Origin of the sequence: Vicingus serpentipes, from assembly GCF_007993035.1 — a bacterium.
Lineage (GTDB): Bacteria > Bacteroidota > Bacteroidia > Flavobacteriales_E > Vicingaceae > Vicingus > Vicingus serpentipes.
In genome coordinates this window covers 13613-36472 of the sequence record NZ_VOOS01000004.1, presented here as the reverse complement: position 1 = coordinate 36472, position 22860 = coordinate 13613, and the positions used below count along the sequence as shown (strand labels likewise).

The window sequence follows — 22860 nt, the reverse complement described above, 5'->3', positions numbered from 1 at the left end:
CAAAATTACTAAAAAATAAAGTTTATGTCTCAGATTATGATGGTTTTCTTAGTAGAATTGGTTCTATCTATATTAGATAATTTTATAAAGTGTAATTAAGCCTGTTATAAGTATTAATACTAATACAATTGATTTAAATTGTTTGTCAGAAATTTTAGCTAGAATTTGCTTACCTATATATGTTCCAACTATACTAACAATTAAGAGTATAGGTATTAAATATAAATCTTCTTTGTGTATATAACCGTTAAAGTAATATACAAAACTTCGGCTAGCATCTATACCTAAGTCGATAACAGCAGAAGTAGCAATAAAAACTTCTGTTTTAAGGCTAAAAGCTGCTAAAGTAATTCCTCTAATTGCACCTCCTGTTCCAAGTAATCCAGCAAACAAACCTGATGCCGTACCTCCAATTATAGAATTGGCTATTGTAGGTTTAACTTTTAGTGATTTAAAAATTAATAAGGTTAAACTAATAGTAATTAAAAATATTGCTAATCCTATTTCTAATAACTGGGTAGGAATATATTTACTTAAAACGCCTCCAATTATTACAAACCCTATTGCTGGGATACCAATTGATAATACCAACTTTTTATCGAAACCTTTTCGAAAAAAAACGATTTTGGTAATGTTACTAGATACATGAAAAAGTGCTGTAATTCCTAATACAGAATAAAAATCTAAGAAATAACTCGCTATAGGCACAAAAAATAAAGATGAGCCAAATCCGCCGACAGTTCCAAGAATTTCGGCAAGTAGTGCTAAGAAAATAAATAGCGTTAAGTTTTCCAATTACTTTTTAGAGCATGTACTTATCCCAAAAGGAAGATAAAGCGGACAAAAGCTTATAATGCTTGTTAAAATAAAAATTGCCCCTAACGCTAATAAAATATATCCTAAAATACCTGTTACTGTTCCAGTAAAATATAATGCTGAAAAAACAAGAGCAATAATTACTCTAATAATTTTATCAACTTTTCCCATGTTTTCTTTCATTGTCATTTTATTTTTTAAGTGATTTTAGTTCAAAAAGATCTTTTCTTCTATCCTTTAGGTTTCTTACGCTTCCAAACTGATTAAGTTCCCTTAATAAGCCTAAATCTACATCTGCAATCAAAATCATTTCGGTATTAGGAGTTGCTTCTGCTTTAATCCCATTTGCTGGAAAGGCAAAATCGCATGGTGTAAACACCATAGATTGAGCATATTGTATGTCCATGTTGTGTACTTTTGGTAAGTTACCAACACTTCCTGCAATGGCTACATAACATTCATTTTCTATAGCTCTTGCTTGTGAACAGTTTCTTACTCTAGAATATCCATTTTGAGTGTCAGTTAAAAACGGAACAAATAAAATGTCCATCCCTTCGTCCGCTAACAATCGACTTAATTCTGGAAATTCTGAATCGTAACAAATTAACACGCCAATTTTACCACAGTCAGTATCAAAAGCTTGAATTTTATTGCCTCCTTGCATACCCCAAACTTTTGCTTCATCTGGTGTTACATGTAGTTTTTCATATCGCTCAATTGTCCCGTCTCTTCTACATAAATAGCCAACATTGTATAATCGGTTATTTAATATTTCGGGCATACTCCCTGAAATAATATTGATGTTGTAAGAAATTGCCATTTCTGAAAATTTCTGAACAATAGTTGATGTATGTTTGGCTAGTTCACGAATAGCATCTGGCTCATTTAAGTGATTATTCTCGGCCATCAAGGGAGCATTGAAAAATTCAGGGAAAAGAGCAAAATCAGATCGATACCCTGAAACCGCATCAATAAAATATTCTGCTTGGTGCATTAATTCATCTAGGTCATTATATGGTCTCATTTGCCATTGAATTAACCCAAGTCTAACTACTTTTTTTGTAGTACTTACGTTTTTTGTTTTTTTCTCATAAGAAAGATTATCCCATTCTAATAAAACTGCATAATCATTAGAATCTGAATCTCCTTCTAAATAATTTTTCAACACCCTAGCAGGGTGGAAATCATTTGAAATTTGAAAGTTAAAAACAGGATCATGTATTTCTTTACGCTTTACTTTTGCGATGTATGCTTTAGGACTCATTTCTGCTGCATACTTATGATAATTTGGAATTCTACCTCCAAAAGCTATTCCTTTTAAATTTAACTTTTCACACAATTCCTTTCTGTAATCATAAAGTCTTCTAGCTAAACGTAAACCTCTAAATTCGGGCTTTATAAAAACATCAATTCCATAAAGAACATCACCACTTTTTTTATGTGTATTAAAAGTAAAATCTCCTGTTATTTCTTTGTAGGTGTGTTGGTCCTCAAATTTATCGTAATCTACAATAATAGATAAGGCACAACCTGCAATTTGGTTGTTTACTTTAATAACAACTTGCCCATCAGGAAACTTATCAATCAACGTTTTAATTTGATGTTCTTTCCAGTATGAGTTAGGCATACTTGCATAAGACTCAATCATTGCTTCTTTTAACTCTTGATAATCATCAAGACTTAAAAAGCTTAAATCAATACTTTCAATATTTTCTTTTTTCATGTAAAATGTTAATCGATTGAAAAGCTATTTATTAGCTGCTTCGACTCGTCAAAAATACGAAGTATAAATAGTCAATTAATATTCCAATACTAAAATTTCTACACGGCGGTTCAGTTGTTGTTGCTCTTGAGTTCCAGTTATAGGGTATAGCATTTCTGAACATCCTTTTCCAATCGCTTCTATTCTTATGTCGTCAATTTTATTATCAAATAAATATTTTTTAACTCTTAAGGCTCTGCGTTCTGACAATAACTGAGAGTTTGTTCTTGCATCACATCCATTTGTGTGCCCTTCAACCAAAATTTTTAATGTTTTATTCTTTTTCATTAGCTTAACTAATCTTTTTAAGCTCGGATAAGCCGAAGAAATAAAAACAGGTTGTCCTCCTTCAAAATGAATATTGTTTACTTGTAATCTTTTACCTTTTTTAAGTTCAGGCAAAGCAAAATTTAATGGTTTAGGACTTAGTGCTTTTAGTTTTTCTACGCTTATCATTTTTTCTTCAAAAAAATATTCCTCAGCATCAATAGCTAAAATGTACATTTTTTCAGGATTGGTTATAACAAAGGGCACTTCCATTTCAAAATACCCAGTTTTTGCATCAGCTTTTGTTGTTGCCAATGTTTTCCCTGTTTCAGCATCATCCCAACTCACTTCTGCAGCTATTTTTTTATCACTCGATTCATTCGTAACATAACCCGATATTTTTTTTGTGTCGTAATAACCAAATTCAACAATTACTCCCTGACCTTCATCGTAAACATTATCTAACACTAAATAATATTCTTCATCTTTAACTGCTTTAACAGGTGAGCTAAATTCAGATTGTATTCCAGCAATTACATGTGTTTGATTGGCATCAAAATTTAAGCCCGTAATTCCTCTTTTTTCGATATTAAATCGAGACAAATTACTCCGAATAGGCTTAAGTTTTTTTGATTTGATTTTTTGAATATTATTTTCTCCTTCACTTTTAAAAAGTAAAAAATCATAATCATTTTCTGGGTTTTTAGGTTTTATAGAAAAAACCATATCTCCAGTTTTAGGAATTGTAAATTTTATCCAAACAACATTGTGTTCTTTTTCAAAGTAAAATTTATCTTTTGATCTTCCAGAAGCAACTTCTATCTGGTTTCCAGAACCTTTAGGTGAACACTTAAGGAAGAGCTTATTCACTTTTCCCACTTTTATAGCATTCTCAATATCTGTTGCTTTTAAAATAATATCGCACTCTATTCTTTTTGTATAAGGGTCTGACTCTTGAGCAAAAGAGTATTGAATTAAAGAAAGTAAAATGATTATAAAAAAAGAATGCCTCATTTTTTAAAAATAATAAAAAAGCCCCAACATTAAAAAGTTGAGGCTTTATATAAAACGGTTATAGGTTTAAACCAAATCGAACCCTATATCTGTTCGGTAATATTTTTTATCAAAATCAATTTTTTTAGCGTTAGCAAAAGATTTTGAAAGTGCATCTTTTATATCGGTTCCGAAAGAGGTTAAAGCTAAAACTCTTCCTCCGCTTGTTACTATATGCTTACCATCTTGTTTAGTGCCCGCATGAAAAGCAATGCTATTTTCAATGCAATCAAAACCTGTCATCACTTTTCCTTTTTCGTAATCTTCTGGATAGCCACCAGAAACCAACATTACAGTTGTTGCAGTTCTTTCATCTACCTCAAAAGTTTTTTCATGCAAAGTTTGATTACTTACTCCAATAAATAAATCTAATAAATCTGATTTTATTCTTGGTATTACTACTTCAGTTTCTGGATCGCCCATTCTAACATTATATTCTACTACTGATGGGTTTCCATTATCGTTCATTAATCCAATAAAAATAAACCCTTTATAGTCAATTCCATCTGCTTTTAATCCTGCAATAGTTGGTTTAACAACTTGTTCTTCAACTTTCGCTAAAAAGTCTGGAGTAGCAAATGGAACCGGTGAGATAGCTCCCATACCACCTGTATTTAACCCCGTATCACCTTCTCCAATTCGTTTATAATCTTTTGCAGAAGGCAAAATTTTATAACTGTTTCCATCGGTCAATACAAATACAGATAGCTCAATTCCTTTTAAAAATTCTTCAATTACAACAGTAGTTGATGCAGCACCAAACTTTGCTTCAGCAACCATGTTTTTTAATTCAACTTTTGCTTCTTGTAAATCGTTTAAAATTAACACTCCCTTTCCAGCAGCTAAACCATCTGCTTTTAAAACATAAGGCGGCGATAAGGTTTCTAAAAAAGCATAACCTTCTTCTAAATTGGTTTTAGTAAAACTTTGGTAACGAGCTGTAGGCACGCCATGTTTTTGCATAAATTTTTTAGAAAACTCTTTACTCCCTTCTAGTTCAGCACCATCTTTTTTAGGGCCAATTACAGGTATATTTTTTAATTGCTCGTCAGCTAAAAAGTAATCGTGAATTCCATTTACTAAAGGATCTTCAGGGCCAACAACAACCATATTAACATTGCTCTCTAGCACAAATTTTTTGATTGACTCAAAGTCGTTTAGACCAACATTTACATTAGTTCCAACTGCTGCTGTTCCTGCATTTCCAGGAGCAATAAATAAGTTTTTAAGTTTTTTACTTTGAGCAATTTTCCATGCAAAAGCATGCTCTCTTCCTCCTGACCCTAAAATAAGTACGTTCATCAATTTATATTTTTAGCAAAAATAAAAAATCCCCAACTGGTATAGAAGGGGATTAGTGTTTATTTATCAATAAGTTTAATCTATACATTTATAAAATAGGATTTATAACTACTTTTTTTACATAAAAAATCCCCAACCATTTTGGTTGGGGATTAATACTAACTATCTAAAAAATATTACTTCACTTTAAGTTTTGTAACAACCTTATTTTCATGAACATAAACATACTCTGCTTCTGTTGTTAATGTTGTTGAGGCTCCTTTTTTAGCCTTAAACTGTTTAAAGCTACAATCTTTTAAATCAAAACAAGCTATGTCTGCACTATTCGTTTTCATAATTAAATAATCACCAACATAATCTTCTAAGAATGATGTTTTGTATTTATTGCTTGCTACTAATTTACCATCGCTAATGTTATGAGTAGCAATACCTTTTTTACCAATTACAACAGCTTTGTCATTATACAGTTGCAATCCTTCACCAGTTCCTATTCCGTCATCTTTTAACGCTATTTCATAATTTACATTTCCATCAGCTGCTTTAATTGAATAAAGTGATTTACCACTACTAATAATTACATTTCCTTCAACTGTAAATGAATTAGAAATACCTTTTTTAAATCTTTCTGAGTCCCAAGCTAAAGACCCATCAGCAACATTAAATGCTTGCAATCCAAAAGGTTTAACTTCAGGATACCAAACTCTTGTTTCTGTTTCCCAAGTGTAAGTTCCATCACTTTGTTTTACTTTTTTTCTAATGTATGCTTGCGCTTCTACTAAACCACCTATTTGTAAAACTATTTTATCTCCAGCTAATCCCATTGAAGGTATTGCTCTTGCTGCTTTAATTTCTGCAGATGTCCATAATAACTTACCTGTGTTTTTATCATACTTTTTTAGGTATTGCGATTTTTTACTAGACATATCTAAAACATAAACATCATCACCATGGAAAATAGGTTCAGCAACTGCTCCGTATACACCAAACTTTTTTGTTCCAGCTGGTTGCCCTACCATTTTGTCTGCAGTAAAATCGAAAGCTGCAGCCCACAATTTAGCACCTGTATTTATATCGTAAGTTTGAATACCATTCATTCTTAGCACTAACATATCATCTTTTAAGTCTAAGTCAAAAAGAAACTCTTTGGTAATTACTTTTCTTTCAGCTCTTCCTATATATGCTTGTTCCCATACAACATCTCCATTACTCATGTCCATTTTTACTACCTGATTTTTCATCCCTGTAAACAATGCTCCTAAGCCTCCTGGAACAAAGTTAATTCCATAAATAAACCCATCTTTATAAATGTAAGCTCCTACTACTCCTTTAAACTTTTCTGTACTCCATCTTTCTTTTCCTGTTTTTGCATCAACAAAAATCATTTCTTTTTTCATTGCTACAATAAATCCATTTTCTTCTGGAATATCAATGAATAAATCAGCGAACTCAGTTGTTTCGTTTTGACTTCCAACAAAGGCACTTGCAAAACTTTCTGACAGTTGAAATCTTTCGGAATTCCATAATAAGTTACCTGTTTTCATGTCAACACATGCAACCTGATCTTTACCTGCTTTTTTATCAAATAATAAAAGTGCGTCAGACTCCCATAATGGTATAATTTCATCTACTTTTCTAAGTTTTGGAGCAACATCCTTGAAACGTTTAATCCATAACACTTTACCTGTTTTGTTATCAAAAACAGTTACTTCTTTTTGAGATGCTGCATAGCTATATCCTCTTTGTTCTGTTCCTACTCCGTGGCTTTCAATTTTATGATCTAATTTGCTTTCCCATACTATGCTCATATCATCTTGAGCGAAAGTTGAAAGAGTCATAAAAACTCCGGCTAATAATAATAGTTTTTTCATAATGTATTGTTTTGGTTTGTTTTAAAATTTAAATTTATAATTGATTTTATATCGTTTGCTTTTGGGTGTTTTAAACCCCATTTTTAATTTTAATACGGCATCTTTTAATAAGTTTTGAACTTCTTCTGATCCGCCTTCTCTATCCACTACAAAGACAGATTTTACTTGCCCTTTATCATTGATAGTAACATCAAAATTATAAGTGCCTGTTGCTTGGTTCTTTTCTTTAAACTTTAAAAGAGCGCCATCTTCACTAGTCATTTCATTGTCTAAAACAATTTTGATTGCTGATTTTATTTCTTCAGCATCTGTATAATGCTTTTTTAATTGAGCTTTCATTGTAAATGAAGCCATCATCATTATTAATGCTATTATAATTCTGGATCCCATAATATTGTTTTTGTTCCACTTACTATTAACACTTTATTGTTTGGTAAAAAGGCAAAACTTGCTCTTGAGTCTGTCATCATTCCTGATTTAATTGCTTGACCTAAGCGTGTTACTAAATTGAATTTAGTAAGAGCTCTTCCTGTTTTATAATTGTACAATATTATTTCAGGAAACTTATCTGTTGATACTACTCCAAATACATTTTTATCAGTGTTTTCATGAAAATCTGGCTCATAAATAGACAAAGTCATATAAGCTGTTCTTTTTGGAGTGCCTGCTGGCATCTCAATTGAATAAATATATCCTTGACGGCCAGCTGTAGAAAGTTGCATTTTAGAATGAGGAATACTATAACTAAGTAATTCCGAACCATCTTTAGAAAATTGTAAACGATAAATAATATCGTATAACTCATTAATTGTTTTGTCTAATGTTAATGTTTCAACGTTATAAAGGCTAATCATTTCACGGTATTTTAACGCTGGTTTTATAGCCTTTTTTGCTTTCTTATCGTTTCTAATGGTTGGAGCATTTTTTACCTGTTCTAAAGTAGGTCGGTGAGAAACTGCTAACCATTTTTCGTCGGGACTAATTGCAACTGAATTGGTTGCTTTTTCTACAATTAACGTTTTGATTTTATTGCCTGATGGTAATTCATAAAAATCAACTTTGTCACCACTTAAAACCACATAAAATGTTTCGCTATTTGAAATTTTTACAGAATGAGCCTTATTAATTTTTTGGACAATCTTTCCTGATTCTGAATTAACTATTTCAAAATCAACTTCTCTATCCTTATTCGGGTTATAATCGTTATAAAATGTTTGCTGCAGCAATAAATATGTCCCTTTTGCTGAATAATCAACTTTGGCTCCGGCATACCAATTACCAACATCAAACTTTTTAATAATTTTATCATTTTCCCAATCATAAATAAATAAAGGAAAGCTTTGCATTCCAGCAATCGCAATAGTTTTTCCATCTGGAGAAATTGCAATTCCTGACCTTAACGATTTTTCATCTCCAAGCTTAAATTCTTTAAAATTGTCGTTTGATTGTGCGTAACTACTAAGACAAAAAAATAAAATACTTATTACAAGTAAATTTTTCATTATTGGTTTGGTTATACAGAGCCCTCTTTCAAATCGGTCAACCAAACCAAAAGACAACCTATTGAAAGAGAAACTCTATAATTAAAATTTCTTTTTTTGTCTGTCGGTTTATTAATGATTGACGAAGTAAAAGTAAAAGGGTGAGATAAATTTGACAATACGGCATTTGCCGTATTATTTTATAAAAAATACTTTAATTGAATTTATCTTTAAAGATTGCTTTGTAATTTTGAAGTATGGGAACTTTATTAAAAAATGCAACAATTGTTAACGAAGGAAAATCCTTTAAAGGACATGTTTTAATTGAAAATGAGTTAATTTCAAACGTTTATCAGTCTACTGATGATATTTCTTCATTAGAAAACGATAATAATGTAATTGACCTAAATGGTAAATATTTATTGCCAGGGGTAATTGATGATCAAGTTCATTTTAGAGAACCAGGGCTTACTCATAAGGCAACAATAAAAACAGAGTCAAGAGCAGCTGTGGCTGGAGGTATTACTTCTTTTATGGAAATGCCTAATACAGTTCCGAATGCATTAACCCAAGAATTGTTAAATGATAAATATGACATTGGAGCAAAAGACTCTTATGCAAATTACTCTTTTTATATGGGTGTTTCTAACGATAATATTGAAGAGGTTTTAAAAACGGACCCAAAAACAGTTTGTGGAGTAAAGGTTTTTATGGGGTCTTCAACTGGAAATATGTTGGTTGATAATAGAGAAACATTAGAAGAGCTGTTTGCTAAATGTAAATTGTTAATTGCTGCTCATTGCGAGGATGAAACAACAATATTAAATAATACAGCTATTTATAAAGAAAAATATGGGGAAGATGTTCCAATGGAATGTCATCCTGAAATTAGAAGCGAAGAAGCTTGTTATTTATCTTCCTCTATGGCAATAGAATTAGCAAAAAAACACAATACAAGATTTCATTTGTTTCACTTGTCAACAGCCAAAGAAATTGGGTTGTTGGATAATACGATTCCTTTAAAAGAAAAAAGAATAACGGCCGAAGCATGTATTCATCATATGTGGTTTTCCGATAAAGATTATGCTGAAAAAGGATCGCTTATTAAGTGGAATCCGGCAGTAAAAACAGAAAATGATAGAGACCAAATTTTACAAGCTGTAATTGATGATAAAATAGATGTAATAGCTACTGACCATGCCCCACATACAATAGAAGAAAAACAAAATAAGTATTTTAATGCCCCATCTGGAGGTCCTCTAGTTCAACATGCTTTAGTAGCAATGCTAGAACATGTGCATAATGGAAAAATCACATTAGAAAAAATGGTTGAGAAGATGAGTCATGCTGTTGCTGATTGTTTTAATATTGATAGCAGAGGATTCATTAGAAAAGGCTATTATGCTGATTTAGTCGTAGTTGATTTAGACTCTCCTTGGGAAGTAAAAAAAGAAAACTTATTTTACAAATGTGGTTGGTCTCCTTTTGAAGGGACTACTTTTAGAAGTAAGGTTTTACAAACCTATATTAATGGTTCGTTAGTTTATAACAACGGAACATTTGATGAAAATTTTAGAGGAAAGCGAATGTTGTTTAACAACTAAACTTCAGAATCCAATAAATCTGTAGCGATGTGGTATCTAGGATCATCAATTGATTCTTCTATTACATTTTCTAAATTTGGATCAGCTTTTAATAAAAGCACTTTACATTCAGGACTCAAGTGGATTAGCTTTATATTTTTTCCTAATTCTAAATATTTTTCGGCTAAAACAGTAACTGCTTCAACTCCGGAGTGATCGCTAACTCTTGATTCTATAAAATCAATTTCTACATTTTCAGGATCAGTTTTTGGGTCAAATTTTGAGTTGAAATTTTGTACAGAACCAAAGAATAATGGTCCCCAAATTTCATAAACTTTTGTTCCATCCTCTTTAATTCTTTTTCGTGCACGAATCATAGTTGCATTATTCCAAGAAAACACTAAAGCCGACATAATAACACCAGCAATTACAGCTATTGCTAAGTCTTGCCATACAGTAATTGCAGAAACCGCAATTAAAACAATAGCATCTGCTTTAGGTATTTTATTTATGATTCTAAAACTACTCCAAGCAAATGTCCCTATAACTACCATAAACATTACACCAACTAAAGCAGCAATTGGAATTTGCTCAATTAAAGGCGCTCCAAATAAAACAAAACATAAAAGAGCTATAGCTGCTACAACTCCAGAAAGCCTTCCTCGTCCACCAGAATTTACATTAATTATAGACTGCCCAATCATGGCACACCCACCCATTCCTCCAAACAAGCCATTTAAAATATTTGCGCTTCCTTGAGCAACACATTCTCTATTTCCACTCCCTCTACTTTCTGTAATATCATCAACTAAGTTTAATGTCATTAACGACTCAATTAAACCTACAGCTGCTAATAAAAATGCTGTTGAAAGAATTAAACTCCAATGTCCTTTTAAAGTATCAAATAAGCCAAAAATTTGAGATTGAAAAGTTGGTAAGCCCCCTTGCAAACCTTCGCCGCCCCCATCTTTAATAAAAGATCCTACTGTGCTTACATCAATATTTCCAAAAATGGTAATACAAGCAACGACTATAATTGCTGTTAATGCAGCTGGTACTTTTTTAGTGATTTTTGGTAATCCAAACATTATTCCCATTGTTAAGCCAACTAGGACTAGCATGATCAACAAATTTTTACCTGTTAACCACTGTTGAACACCATCAACAGATTCTTTAAAAAGACCGATTTGAGATAAGAAAATTACAATTGCCAAACCGTTTACAAATCCCATCATAACAGGATGCGGTATTAAACGAACAAATTTCCCGAGTTTTAAAATACCTGCTAAAATTTGAATAGCACCAACAAATAATAAGGTAATAAACAACCATTGCAACCCTAGATTTTCGATTGGATTAGCTAATTCCATTCCCACAATATTTCCTTGCTGTATCATGTGCACCATAACGACAGCCATTGCTCCTGTAGCTCCTGAAATCATCCCTGGACGCCCACCAAATAGTGCCGTTACAATACCCATCATAAAAGCACCGTATAAACCAACAAGAGGGTCAATACCAGCAACAAATGCGAAAGCAACAGCTTCTGGAACAAGAGCCAAAGCAACAGTTAAACCTGATAGAACATCATTTTTTGGATTACCTGTAAAGTTGTTAAATATCTTTCTCATTGCGCGTTCTTTATGTTAAAAAAGCGGCAAAGATAGCGTTTTAGAATTTAACTAAATATTCAAGAATTACTTAACAATAACCATTTTTTTAGTTTCTGAACGGGTTCCGTTATTATCTATGAAATAATAATAGATGCCAGCAGCAACATTTTTTGTTGAAATAGTAACAGATTTTGAATTGCTAGATAATTCTTGTTTTAAAACAACTTGTCCCAATTCGTTGGTAAGATTTAATACAGCTGAATTAGTATTTTGATTCAACACATATTTAATAGTAGCAAAATCTTTAGTTGGGTTAGGAGAGCTTTGTCCTAGAAATGCTAAATTTTCATATAGCGAATTAAATCCAGTTGTTCCATAAACAGCATTTACTTTAAAATCATCAAAATAGAAACCATCTTCAGTTTGGAAGTTATCAGAAACAATTTGAAAACGAACTAAAATATTTTCATTGATATAATCGCTTAAATCAATTTCTTCAAGCACCCAACTTGATTGAAACCCATCATATAATGGTTGATTGTTATCTTGATTTGAATTACCGATTTTAGTGTAATTTCCACATTGAGGAATCCAGTTTGAACCATTATCGGTAGAAACTTCAACTTGAACATAATCCCAACCTGCTTCAATTGCCCATTTAGCATAAAACGACATATTAGCAGTTACAGCACCATTTAAATCAATTTCGTTGGTAAGCGTAATTGTTTTATTAATACTATTGCTGTAGTTTCCAGATGGAGAATCAGTAATTGAACTTGAAGCTGAATAATATGTTGAGTTTGTTGTGTTCCATGTTTGAGAAACAGACCAATTGGTTAAATCATTAGCATTATCATCTAAAATTGTTTGTTGTGCACCGTAAATTTTTGTTACAGGATAATCGATTGTAAATAGTCCATTATCCACAGTAATAATATAACTTACTAATTCTCCTGGAGTAATTGATGAGGATAATGTATAACTAATTGAATCTAGATTTGTTTGATTAAAGCTCATTCCATTGTGAGCATTTGCGCTACCTACACTTATAATATTAGATGTAACTGGCGTAATGGTAACCGTAAAATTTCCTGTTCCATTAAAATCTAATCGAGTTAAGCTATAATTTAAAAACCCAACTTGGTTAGCTATCATTAGTGATTTTAAGTCTTCAGCTTCAGCATAATTATTTAGTAGATGCGCTGCAGTTAAATTTAAGTGAATCATATCATGGCATAATTGATCAATGTCTGCTTCAATTGGCCAAAATCCTTGTGCGCCACTACCAATTTCTGGGGTAAATGAATAGATTTTTGAATGTTCAGTTGTGTCTCCATACATCCAGTCGTCAGAACCACCAGATGTAGGGTAAAGTTCCCATCCAACAGAGTTTGCATAATTATTTTCAGCAACCATAGCATCTGATATTGCTACAAAATCTGCATCATCAGGGCAATATTTGCCAGTTTCAAAACCAAAAGGATACAATAATAAGTTGCTGTAAGAATGATTGTTTAACGCAATTTTAAATTCATGCTGGTTTACAAACCATTTCATCGCTTGGTTTTCAGGTTCAGAAAACGCATTAGGACCACAATGCGTGTCGTTTCCAGTGTCAAATGAAATACCAGTAGTACCCCAAACACTTCCGTTTGCTCCATCTATATAGTCATAGTTTCTATTGTTATCCACCCCAAAATTTCCATCAAGATGGTTTCTTCTATTCTTACGCCACATTCCACCACCATTTGGGTCGGTAGATTCATTGTAAAGAAATCCATCAGGATTAATAAATGGAACAAAGTATAATTCAGTATTATCTAAAATAGCCTGTATTTCTGGGTCAGTAGCGTAATTCTCTAATAAATACCACATGTAAAAAACCAATTGATGAACAGAAATAGCTTCACGTGCGTGGTGTACAGCATCATATAACATTTCAGGTTCATTTTCATCGGTATTGGCGTTGTCTGACATTCTTACCCAAAACAAATTATTTCCATCATGCGTTGTAAAAGTGTCTATTGGTGCTCTAGCTGTAATTAAATTTGGGTATAGAGTTGCCATATCATCTATTTCAGCCATTACTTCGGCATAAGTCATAAAACCACCCATCGAACCATGGTTATAATTTACTGGATTTGCTATAGAAGTTCCACTGTTTCCTCCAGAACAGGAATTATTTTTAAAGGTTGAACCTTTTGCATTTTTGTTACGCTCAACGTAATATTTCTTTACATCATCAATTATAATTTCTACAGTTGCACCAAGATTTTTGGCGGTGTTTAATTCTGATACAGAAAAATCACTTTCTATAAAAACTCCTTTTTTATGAACACCGTGATCCATAGGAATTCCACTATTGTTTAACGCTTTGTAAGTTTCTGGAGTGTTATAAAAAATACGTGCTTTACTGTATTTCTCAGTTTGTTTTTGTGAAAATGAAAAGGTGCTAATTAATAAGCAAAGTAAAATTGAGAAAGTTTGTTTCATAGTTTTTAAGTGTTACTCCCACATGACTTGGTTAATTTCTTTAACGTATTCCAGTTGAGAGAGTTTACATAGTATTTTTTTAAAGTCTTTGTTGTAAGTGTTTCCAACAATTAGCAAATGTTCTTCGCTACAATTACTTCTGCCTTTTCCTTTTTGAGATTTTAGGCTCGAATCGATATTTTTTACTTCCATTAAAAAGTCAACTTTGTTGGGAATGCAAAACTCAAAATCTATCGTTGTTTTATTGTTTTCCGTACCCAATTGACCTCTTTTGTCTAATTCATAGATGTCGAATTTTATCTTTTTATAATTACAATCGTCATTATCAATAGCAACTGTCTCAACTTTTTGAGGAGAATTACAAGAGCATATCCCTAAAAGAGAAATACATAAAATAAAAAGAAGTTTGTTAAAGTTCATGTTTAGTTAATCAACCAAATTTACAAAATTGGAAGCACAAATAATAATGGTTTAACTAAAGGTTGTTTTGCTAAGTAAACGGTGTTTGAAATACTTGAAAACTATATTATCAATGTCAAAAGGAATTAATGTATTTTTATTCATTCAATTTAAATAGAGCAAATGCACAAAATATATAAAAGAACAACGGCCATTTTTTTAACTACATTATTAATTTTTATTAGTGGTTGTGGCAATGAAAGAACCGAAGAAATTAACCCTGCTTTTGTAGGCTTTATATCGGGATTTACTTCAGGGATGGTTTCTAACGAAGCGACCATCAAAATTAATTTGGCAGAACCGGCTCAAAATGTGCAATATGACGAACCAATTGATGATGATTTATTTGATTTTAGTCCAACTATAGATGGTGAAGCTTTTTGGGTAGATGAAAATACAATTGAGTTTAGACCAGAAGAACGGTTACCATCAGGAACGCATTACAAGGCAGAGTTTGATTTATCAGAAATTGTAGATGTTCCTAGCAATTTAAAAACCTTTTATTTTGATTTTGAAACTATTAAACAAGGTGTTAAAATTGAGTTTTCAGGTGTAAGAGCTTATGATAATAGTTCGCTCGAGTGGCAAGAATTAACCTTCCAATTAACCACTGCCGATTATGCAAATTTAGAAGCATTAGAAGAGGTAATTTCTGCGACTCAAAAGGGTAAAAATTTAAAAACTTCTTGGGACCATTCGCAAGGAAACAAAGTGCATTATTTTACGGTTGATAGTGTTGCAAGAACAAAATCAAGAGGAGAGGTTATAATAAATTGGGATGGAAAAATTATTGATTCGGAAGAACAAGGAACGAAACAAATTGAGATTCCAGCTTTAGATGAGTTTAAGGTAATTGACATTAAAATTGAACAACAACCAGAGCAGTCAGTTATTATTTATTTTTCTGACCCAGTTGACCCTAAGCAAGATTTAGATGGATTAATTTATTTGAAAACAGGAGAAGATTTACGTTTGGCAGTTGATGAAAATTCGATTACCGCTTACCCATCAAAAAGATTAGATGGAACAACCACACTTACTGTTGATAAAGCAATCAAGAATACAATTAATTATGCGTTAATGGAAGGGTTTAAAAGAGAAATAACCTTTACCAATTTAAAACCTAAAGTAGAATTGATTGGCGAGGGTGTTATTTTGCCAAATTCGGATGGTTTAATATTCCCTTTTAAGACAGTTAATTTAAGTGCAGTAAATGTTAAAGTGATAAAGATATTTGAAAAAAATGTTGCTCAATTCTTTCAAGTCAATCAGTTTGATGGCACAAGAGAGATGAAAAGAGTGGGTAGAATTGTACATAAAAGCGAGGTAAAATTAACTTCTTCAAAATCGATTGACTATGGTAGCTGGAACACCTTTTCGTTAGATTTATCTACCTTGATAAATGCAGAGCCAGGTGCAATTTATCGTGTTGCACTTTCTTTCGATAAAAAACATTCGTTATATCCTTGTGGAGATGCCGAAGAAGATATAGAGGTTGAGGAAGAAGACAGAGAAGAGGAAGCTTACGACAAACCATCTGATTACTATTACGATGATTATTACTACGACTATTATGATGATTACGATTGGCAAGAAAGAGAAAATCCGTGTAACAAATCTTATTATTTAAGAAACAATACCACGGTTGCCAAAAACTTTTTTGTTTCCGATTTAGGAATTATCGCAAAAGGAGGAAATGGAAATGCATTAACTGTTGCAATTACTGATATCAAATCTACCGAGCCACTTTCTGGTGTTAATGTTGAGATTTATAATTACCAAAATCAATTAATGAAATCGGCAACAACTGGTTCAGATGGATTGATTGACATTGAATTGGATAAAAAGCCATTTTTATTGGTAGCTAAACAAGGCAACCAAACGGGTTATTTAAGGTTAGATGATGGTTCGTCACTTTCGTTAAGTATGTTCGATGTTGGTGGAGTGCAAACCAAAAAAGGCTTAAAAGGGTTTATTTATGGCGAAAGAGGTGTTTGGCGTCCCGGCGATTCATTGTTTGTATCGTTTATTTTAGAAGATAAAAATAGAGTGTTGCCAATTAATCACCCAGTTGTAATGGAGCTATACACACCAGATAACCAATTGTTTTCACGAAAAGTAAAAACAGTAGGCGAAAACGGGTTTTACGATTTTAGAACCAAAACTGACGATGACTCTCCAACAGGAAATTGGTTGGCAAAAGTAAAAGTTGGTGGGTCATCATTTACTAAAACCATTAAAATTGAATCGATTAAACCAAATCGTTTAAAAATTAAAATGGATTTTGATGGAGAAATTATAAAAGACGACCAATCCATGGTTGGCGATTTGGAAGTAAAATGGTTACATGGAGCAATAGCAGGAAACATTAAAACAGATGTTGAACTTATTTTAACAAGTTCAACAACAAAGTTTAAAGATTATCCCGATTATTCATTTGATGACCCTTCAAAAGACTTTAACTCAGAAGAAAAAATAATTTTTGATGGCAAATTAAACAGTGAAGGTAAAGCATCTGTTTATCCAAAAATTAATGTCGGTAAATCGGTTGCTCCTGGAATGTTAAATGCCAATTTTAAAATTAGAGCATTTGAAAATGGAGGTAATTTTAGTATTGATCGTTTTACGGTTCCTTATTCAACTTATAGAGGTTATGTGGGTGTTAAAGTGCCAGAAGGAAAAGGATGGAATGGTGCTTTATATTCAAATGAGCCGAACTTAATTCCAATTGTTACCGTTGATGAAAATGGTAAATCGGTTGACAGAAAACGATTAAAAGTTGAAATTTTTGATGTGTATTGGAGATGGTGGTGGGAACGATCTGACCGTGATGATTTGAGTAGATATGTTGCTAACCGTTCTAAAAATTTGATTAAAGAAGAATACATCAATACAGTTAATGGAAAAGCCATTTACGAATTGAAATTTGATAAAGAATATTGGGGAAGAAAATTCATAAAAATTACAGACCCAGAAACAGGTCATAGCACAGGACAAACATTTTATTTAACCTATAAAGGTTGGTGGGATAATAATTCAGGAGATAATCCTGGAGGAGCAGAGATGTTGACTTTTTCGTGCGATAAGAAAACCTATAATGTTGGAGAAGAAGTGAAAGTTGATTTACCGCCAACGGCTAAAGGTAGAGCATTGGTAAGTATAGAATCAGGCTCTAAAGTAATTGAACGAAAATGGGTTGAAATAGCTGAAAATAAAAACACATTCACTTTTGAAGCAACAGCAGAAATGACACCAAACGTTTATGTAAATGTGAGTTTAATTCAGCCACACAATCAAGTTGCTAATGATTTACCAATTCGATTGTATGGCGTTCAGCCAATTTTTGTGGAGCATACAGAAACGCACCTTGAACCAGTAATTAAGATGCCTGAAGAATTAGCCCCAGAATCTGAAGTGCAAATAAAAGTAAGCGAAAAGGATGGTAAAAAAATGACTTATACCATTGCTATTGTTGATGAAGGGTTATTGGATTTAACACGTTTTAAAACACCAAATCCATGGGAAACATTTTATGCTAGAGAAGCTTTAGGAATTAAAACATGGGATTTATACAAATATGTTATGAACGCTTTTTCTGGTGAAATGGCTGGTTTGTTAGCCTTGGGTGGAGATGATAATGTAAATCCGAATAGCGGCCCTAAAGCGAATCGATTTAAACCAGTAGTTTTATTTAAAGGACCATTTACTATCGAAAAAGGAAGTAGTAAAACGCATAAGTTTCAAATTCCTAATTATGTTGGTTCGGTGAGAACAATGGTAGTTGCAGGAAATGATGGCGCTTATGGCTCATCAGAAAAAGCAACACCAGTTAAAAAACCATTAATGGTATTGGCAACTTTACCAAGAACATTAAGTCCGAATGAAAAAGTAAAACTACCAGTTACTGTTTTTGCGATGGACAAAAAAGTGAAAAATGTAGCGGTACAAATTCAAACCAATAAATTATTAAAGGTGAACGGAAGCGCTACTCAAAACATAACCTTTACAAGAGAAGGAGATGAAGTAGTAGAGTTTGATTTAGATGTTGCAGAAGCAATAGGTATTGGTAAAGTAAAAGTAATAGCTAAGAGCGGAAATGAAATTGCTACTTATGATTTTGAATTAAATATTAAGCCAGCTAACCCTGAAATTACAGAAGTAATTAGCGCAACGGTTGAGCCTAATCAAAAATGGAATACGGATTACCAACCTGTTGGAATGAAAGGAACGAACAAAGGAGTTGTTGAAGTTTCTAAAATTCCGTCAATTAACTTACAAAAAAGATTGAAGTATTTAATTCAATATCCGCATGGCTGTATTGAGCAAACGACATCATCAGTTTTTCCTCAATTATTTTTAGAAAACTTAATAGAATTAGATAATAATAGAAAAGCTGAAATTGAAAGTAACATAAGAGAAGGAATAAATCGATTAAAAAAGTTTCAGTTAACTGAGGGAGGAATGTCTTATTGGCTAGGAAATGAAGATGCCAATGAATGGGGAACAAATTATGCTGGACACTTTATGTTGGAGGCACAGAAAAAAGGGTATAGTTTGCCAAGTGGCTTTTTGAGCAAATGGATTAAATTCCAAAAAAGAGCTGCTAATGCATGGTCGCCAAAAACAAATAATTTAAATCGCTATTATAGCTATAGAAGCGACCAGTTAATTCAAGCCTATCGTTTATATACACTTGCTTTAGCTGGCAAACCTGCTTTGGGTGCTATGAACCGAATGAAAGAAGTGAAAAATTTATCTCCTACAGCAAAATGGAGATTGGCTGCTGCTTATGAATTGGCAGGAAAAAGTAATGTGGCTAAAAATATTGTTCAAAATATTTCTACTGAAGTAGAAGCTTATAAAGAGTTGAGTTATTCTTATGGAAGTAATGAGCGAGACCAAGCAATGATTTTAGAAACTTTAGTATTGATGAAAGAAAAATCAAAAGCTCAAGGAGTGCTTAAAGATATTTCAAAAGGGTTAAGCTCTGAAAGTTGGTACAGCACACAAACTACAGCTTATTCATTAATGGCTATTGCTAAATTTATTGGTGTTACAGGAGAGCCGTCAGATTTAAGTTATGATGTTTATCAAAATGGTAAAAAACTAAAAAGTGTGAGCACTAAAGCTAGTATTTCTCAAACAGCAATTTCGATAAAAACAACCGAATCTGGGAATATTCAAGTAATGAATAAAACCGGTCAGACCTTATTTATTAAAGTTCATCTTGAAGGAATTCCATTAGAGGGAGATAATACTTCTTCGGAAAATAATTTAAAAATGGACATTCGTTATTTATCAATGGATGAAAGAGAGATTAGTGTTGACCGATTAGCACAAGGAACAGATTTTATTGCTGAGGTAACCATTACGCACCCAGGGTTAAGAACCAATTATGAAGAGTTGGCGTTAAATCAAATATTCCCATCTGGGTGGGAAATTAGAAATACAAGAATGGATTTGGTAGAAACTACAAAAGTTGCCGATAAACCAGAATATATGGACATAAGAGACGATAGGGTTTATTCTTATTTCGATTTGAATAAATACAAAACAAAACGATTTAGAATATTATTAAACGCTTCTTATTTAGGTAAATTCTATTTGCCAACCGTTTATTGTGAAGCCATGTACGACAATGAAATTAACTCCCGAAAAGGTGGTAAATGGATAGAAGTTGTAAAAGGTGGTGAGTAAGCTAAAATCTTTTTTAAAAAATACCTCCCTAAAGCAGAAAATTAGTTTTACTGCTTTAGGGATATTTATAGTTTGGTTTCTATTTTTTGCATTACCCACAAAATTATTTAATGAACCTACAAGCACAGTTGTAGAAGATAATGAAGGAAATTTATTAGCTGCAAGCATTGCATCTGATGGACAGTGGCGTTTTCCTCATCAATCAAAAGTGCCTCAAAAGTTTAAAGAATGTATCTTACATTTTGAAGATGAATATTTTGAAAATCATTTAGGAGTAAACCCTCTTTCTATTTTTAGAGCAACTAAGCAAAATATAAAAGCTGGTAAAATTGTTAGTGGAGGGAGTACAATAACAATGCAAGTTATCAGATTAGCTAGAAATAACTCGAGAACATTTGCTGAAAAATTTATAGAATTGATTTTAGCAATACGATTAGAGTTGAGCTATAGTAAAAATGAAATTCTAGCCTACTATGTTTCAAATGCACCTTTTGGTGGAAATGTAGTTGGTCTTGAAGCTGCTGCTTGGCGATATTATGGTCGTTCAGCTAATAAACTTTCATGGGGAGAATCAGCAACTTTAGCAGTGTTACCTAACGCCCCATCATTAATCTACCCTGGTAAAAACCATGAATTACTATTAGCAAAAAGAAATAGATTACTTGATAAATTACAAGCTAATAATGTGATTGATGCCGAGACTTGTGAGTTAGCTAAATTAGAAGAGCTACCTCAAAAGCCACAACCTTTACCGAGAATAGCTCCACACTTATTAACGCGATTAATAAAAGAAGGTAAACAAGGTGAAGTAATAAGAACTACCATTGATTTAAAAGTTCAAAATATGCTAAATCGAGTAGCCTCTAATTATCATAAATTTTTAAGTCAAAATGAAGTACACAATATTGCTATTGTTGTAACAGAAGTTAATTCTGGAAAAGTTTTAGGTTATTTAGGAAATTCAGATTGTACGCATGAAGAATCAGGAAATGATGTTGATATTGTTATGGCTAGAAGAAGTTCAGGAAGTATTTTAAAACCTTTTCTATATGCTTCATTATTTGATGAAGGAGAATTATTGCCAACCACTTTAGTTCCAGATATCCCAACTCGAATTTCTGGCTATGCACCTCAAAATTTTGATAAAAGTTATGATGGAGCAGTTCCTGCAAGCAATGCCTTAACACGGTCGTTAAATATTCCAGCGGTTAAATTATTGCAAAAATATGGACTTCAAAAATTTTACAATAAGTTGCAAAAGTTAGGTTTTACAACAATTAAAAAACCAGCAAATCATTATGGGTTGTCTTTAATCTTGGGTGGAGCTGAAACAAGTTTATGGGAGTTGAGTGGTATTTATTCTAGTTGGGCAAGAACATTAAATCATTTTGAAATGTTTGATGAACAATACAATAGTTTTGATTACAGAATGCCGTATTTTATTGCTTCGGATTCTACTGAAATAACACCCAAAAAATTGGAAAAAACTAGTCAATACGATGTTTCTAGTATTTGGCAAACCTTTGAAGTGTTGTCGGGAGTAAATCGACCAAGAGAAGAAAAAGGGTGGGATAATTTCTCATCTGCACGAAAAATTGCATGGAAAACAGGAACAAGTTTTGGGCATAGAGACGCTTGGGCTGTTGGTGTTACACCAGAATATACTGTTAGTGTTTGGGTGGGTAATGCTGATGGAGAAGGAAGACCAGGGTTAACTGGAGTAATGGTTGCTGGCCCAATTTTATTTGATGTCTTTAAAAAACTACCGGAAACAACTTGGTTTAAATCACCATTAAATAACCTAACGCAACAATCGGTGTGTAGAAAATCTGGTTATAAATCAACAAAAAATTGTGAGATTACAGATACACTTTGGGTGCCATTGGCAGGATTAAAAACAGCACCCTGTCCATTTCACAAACAAGTGTTCCTAGATAAAACAGCAACCTACCGTGTAAATGATAATTGTTATTCTGTATCAGAAATGGTTAGTAAAAAGTGGTTTATTTTACCACCTATACAAGCAATGTATTACAAACAAAAAGATCCTAATTATAAATCGCTACCAGCTTTATTGTCAAATTGTTTTGAACAGAATAAAACGATAATGGATATTGTTTACCCAGAAAAATTATCGAGCATTTTTATTCCAAAACAATTGGATGGAAAACAAGAAAAAGTAGTTTTTGAGGTGGCTCATTCAAATACTTCGGCAACAATATATTGGCATATTGATGAAAGCTTTATTGGAGAAACTGGAAATGAACATAAGCTTGAATTCATTACTTCTGTTGGCAATCATAAATTAACGTTAATTGACAATTTTGGTAATGAATTAATTCGAAATTTTGAAGTGATAGAGCGGTAATAGAATAAGAAAAGCCTTACTTAAAAGTAAGGCTTTTTCTTTGTGGGCCCACCTGGAGCATACCATAGTAACCCCTAACAACACTTAGCCGCAGTTAA

Annotated in this window: 14 protein-coding genes; 3 read left to right on the top strand and 11 right to left on the bottom strand. The window is 32.5% G+C overall.

The features are described 5' to 3' along the window. Positions 1–72: 72 nt before the first annotated feature. The 8 genes from FRY74_RS08915 to FRY74_RS08880 form a co-directional block, all read right to left on the bottom strand. Positions 73–795 (bottom strand): sulfite exporter TauE/SafE family protein, encoded by a 723-nt coding sequence (locus FRY74_RS08915; protein ID WP_147100665.1) that lies wholly within the window; start codon positions 793–795, stop codon positions 73–75. After that, the gene (locus FRY74_RS08910; RefSeq protein WP_147100663.1) at positions 796–999 is read right to left on the bottom strand and encodes a YgaP family membrane protein; all 204 of its coding nucleotides are present in this window, start codon (positions 997–999) and stop codon (positions 796–798) included. Between the two features lie 7 nt (positions 1000–1006). Then, entirely contained in the window at positions 1007–2539 is a 1533-nt protein-coding gene (locus tag FRY74_RS08905) for a carbon-nitrogen hydrolase family protein (RefSeq protein WP_147100661.1), read from the bottom strand. A gap of 75 nt (positions 2540–2614) precedes the next feature. Continuing rightward, positions 2615–3859, bottom strand: coding sequence for an OmpA family protein (locus FRY74_RS08900; protein WP_147100659.1), 1245 nt, complete (start codon positions 3857–3859; stop codon positions 2615–2617). A 66-nt stretch (positions 3860–3925) separates the two neighbouring features. Further along, on the bottom strand, positions 3926–5200 hold the full coding sequence (gene purD / locus FRY74_RS08895) for a phosphoribosylamine--glycine ligase (protein ID WP_147100657.1): 1275 nt from the start codon (positions 5198–5200) through the stop codon (positions 3926–3928). 176 nt (positions 5201–5376) lie between these two features. Beyond that, on the bottom strand, positions 5377–7068 hold the full coding sequence (locus FRY74_RS08890; protein ID WP_147100655.1) for an outer membrane protein assembly factor BamB family protein: 1692 nt from the start codon (positions 7066–7068) through the stop codon (positions 5377–5379). A gap of 21 nt (positions 7069–7089) precedes the next feature. Then, on the bottom strand, positions 7090–7458 hold the full coding sequence (locus FRY74_RS08885) for a hypothetical protein (RefSeq protein WP_147100653.1): 369 nt from the start codon (positions 7456–7458) through the stop codon (positions 7090–7092). After that, positions 7440–8570: a WD40 repeat domain-containing protein gene (locus FRY74_RS08880; protein WP_147100652.1), complete on the bottom strand. Its 1131-nt coding sequence runs from the start codon at positions 8568–8570 to the stop codon at positions 7440–7442. The genes FRY74_RS08885 and FRY74_RS08880 overlap by 19 nt, the downstream gene beginning before the upstream one ends. A gap of 236 nt (positions 8571–8806) precedes the next feature. Between FRY74_RS08880 and FRY74_RS08875 the strand changes: the two genes are divergently transcribed. Continuing rightward, positions 8807–10153 (top strand): dihydroorotase, encoded by a 1347-nt coding sequence (locus FRY74_RS08875; RefSeq protein WP_147100650.1) that lies wholly within the window; start codon positions 8807–8809, stop codon positions 10151–10153. On the opposite strand, the gene FRY74_RS08870 is transcribed toward FRY74_RS08875, so the two are convergent. The 3 genes from FRY74_RS08870 to FRY74_RS08860 form a co-directional block, all read right to left on the bottom strand. Then, the gene (locus FRY74_RS08870; protein WP_147100648.1) at positions 10150–11763 is read right to left on the bottom strand and encodes a SulP family inorganic anion transporter; all 1614 of its coding nucleotides are present in this window, start codon (positions 11761–11763) and stop codon (positions 10150–10152) included. The genes FRY74_RS08875 and FRY74_RS08870 overlap by 4 nt on opposite strands. Before the next feature lie 66 nt (positions 11764–11829). Beyond that, positions 11830–14238, bottom strand: a complete 2409-nt coding sequence (locus FRY74_RS08865; RefSeq protein WP_147100646.1) for a M14 family zinc carboxypeptidase — start codon at positions 14236–14238, stop codon at positions 11830–11832. A 12-nt stretch (positions 14239–14250) separates the two neighbouring features. Then, the gene (locus FRY74_RS08860; protein WP_147100644.1) at positions 14251–14658 is read right to left on the bottom strand and encodes a hypothetical protein; all 408 of its coding nucleotides are present in this window, start codon (positions 14656–14658) and stop codon (positions 14251–14253) included. A gap of 162 nt (positions 14659–14820) precedes the next feature. Here FRY74_RS08860 and FRY74_RS08855 point away from each other — a divergent pair, with 162 nt between their 5' ends. Together FRY74_RS08855 and pbpC are read left to right on the top strand one after the other, a co-directional pair. Further along, the gene (locus FRY74_RS08855; protein ID WP_147100642.1) at positions 14821–20394 is read left to right on the top strand and encodes an alpha-2-macroglobulin family protein; all 5574 of its coding nucleotides are present in this window, start codon (positions 14821–14823) and stop codon (positions 20392–20394) included. Continuing rightward, positions 20387–22762: a penicillin-binding protein 1C gene (gene pbpC, locus FRY74_RS08850; RefSeq protein WP_147100640.1), complete on the top strand. Its 2376-nt coding sequence runs from the start codon at positions 20387–20389 to the stop codon at positions 22760–22762. The genes FRY74_RS08855 and pbpC overlap by 8 nt, the downstream gene beginning before the upstream one ends. Positions 22763–22860: the final 98 nt, after the last annotated feature.